3 protein-coding genes are annotated in these 2,039 nt (G+C 35.1%); all 3 read left to right on the top strand.

The window, feature by feature from the left end:
* A partial coding sequence (locus ACOYLT_RS11700) for a single-stranded DNA-binding protein (RefSeq protein ID WP_422854017.1) occupies nt 1-317 on the top strand: 317 nt, incomplete at its 5' end.
* A 750-nt stretch (nt 318-1,067) separates the two neighbouring features.
* Entirely contained in the window at nt 1,068-1,301 is a 234-nt protein-coding gene (locus ACOYLT_RS11695; protein ID WP_422854016.1) for a hypothetical protein, read from the top strand.
* Nucleotides 1,302-1,410: 109 nt separating this feature from the next.
* On the top strand, nt 1,411-2,039 hold a 629-nt coding region (locus ACOYLT_RS11690; protein WP_422854015.1), incomplete at its 3' end, for a hypothetical protein.

The raw sequence follows: 2,039 nt of genomic DNA, 5'->3' as shown, positions 1-2,039 counted from the left end.
TCGCATCTACCGAAAGGTATAAAGATGCCCAGGGTAACATTAAGGACAAAACAACCTGGGTAGAATGTAGCCAGTGGACAGAAAGCACAGGCCTTTTGCCAAACCTTAAGAAAGGTGCACAAGTATTTGTTGAGGGCAAGCCTGATGTAAGAGCTTTTACTACTCAGGATGGCCGCTCCGGCGCTTCCTTAACCTTAAGGGTTTCTTCTGTAATACTTCTTGGAAGTAAAAACGAGGCTGTTGCAGCGCCTCCAGAAGTGGTACCGACGCCATCAGATAATGATGTGACAGAACCCTTGGATGATTTGCCTTTTTGAGGGGTGTTAAAATGAAGATTAAGTTTTAGTAAATTCCGGGACGATAGCATCAAACCGGAAATTTTTGTCTGAACTCGAGACCGGAGACAGGTTTAAATGTAATACTTATGCAGCTTTCTTTTGCAAATGCCCAAATTGATGGCTGCCGAGGGCTTGGGCGTTCTTAAATACCGGAGATCTGTTGCAATTGCAGAATAATTTTTCCGGTGGAGTAGAATTCTTTTGTTGATGTTCAGTAAAAATATATTTGCTGTAAAACATGCGCATGGAGCATTTGCTGTATGGGAAATATAACTCCCTGTTCCGGTGATAAATGCTTGGGTGAAGTGCATATTACCCAATTAGCATTCGTTGCCATCTCTTACCAAATTCTCGGCTATTTATAAGAGTGCAAATAGTGATGGGGCAACAACCAATTGCATAAAAAATAGGCGGATTTGGCGCCATCAGAAACCAGCACAAAACAGCAAAAAGCCGCAACGTGCTGATTCCTTTAATGATAATCAATCAATTAACTATTTTCTGGACCTAAAAATTTACGGAAATCCGTAATACTCTTTGTAATACTTTCATGTCTGTTAATTCATTACTCGAAAATTGTTAATATATAATTTCACTCTATCCTTTACATTTGAATTGTAAAGTAATTATTGGAAAGTGCCCTTACATATTAATACTTGATATATAAATTTTTGACTTGACAACCCTTCCTTTTTAGTGTTATTTGCAATTTTGTAAACATCCAAAACTATGCCTAGAAATTTCATTAAATCATTCATTTACATCGATAATTTAATAAGCCAACGTTCAACTGGTTCACCGAAAATGCTGGGAGAAAAAATTGGAGTATCTGAAAGAACAGCGAAAGAATATATCTCAGTAATGAAGGCGCTAGGAGCTCCTATTTGTTATGACAAATATAGAAAATCCTATTTCTATAAATTTCAAGGACACTTTAACATTTCTTTTGTTTCAGGGCAATGAGGTTGCCCCATAGACAAATAGATTTGTATAAAATAACGTACGATTTGGAATTTTCTTTCCATTTTACGTAATCAGTAAATCAAAAAAGCTAATCTTTAAAATTTTAAGTATGAAAAATCTTTTATTTATCGGACTTGCTTTATTTCTTTTTTCATGTAAAAAAAATACGGAAGAAATTCTCAACAATGATTTGCGTAATCAAATTAACGCCTCAATCAAAGAAGTTAAAGCAAATCTTGAAGAGTTTACCACTTTAAAAAAAGAAGGTAAAATTATTAGCAACTTTAAATCGACAAGTGACCAATTATTCGAGTTTATCGAAAATAAACAAAAGGCATCTAATTTTCCAATGTCTTTCGATAAACCTGCATCATTTATCAATAGAAATACACAGATACTCACAGAAGCTAGTTTTTCGACAGCTCAGACATCAACAACAGGATTTGATTTTTCTGAATATTTTTTTGTGCCAAGAGCAGATGTTGGGAGTAATTTAGAAGACTATATAACAACGTTTGAATCAGAAATAGACCAATTGGCAACTAATGCAAACGTAGAAAACTTAACAGAACAACAGCTAATTGATTCTCTTACTGAAACCACAAAGGGAATCAAAGATGAAATTTCCCAAACCACAACACTATCTAATGAAGAAAAGCAGATAATGTTAGGTGTTTTTGATGGTATAGAAACATTAACCCCCTCAATCATTGACTACTATCGTTCAGACGGAGCAAC

Origin of the sequence: Flavobacterium sp. (genome assembly GCF_049318185.1) — a bacterium.
Taxonomy (GTDB): domain Bacteria; phylum Bacteroidota; class Bacteroidia; order Flavobacteriales; family Flavobacteriaceae; genus Flavobacterium.
This window is presented reverse-complemented; position numbering and strand designations above follow the sequence as displayed.

What these genes read in the sequence shown, in the direction of transcription:
- ACOYLT_RS11695 (WP_422854016.1), top strand. Translation starts at nt 1,068, where the DNA reads ATGCCTAGAAATTTCATTAAATCATTCATTTACATCGATAATTTAATA.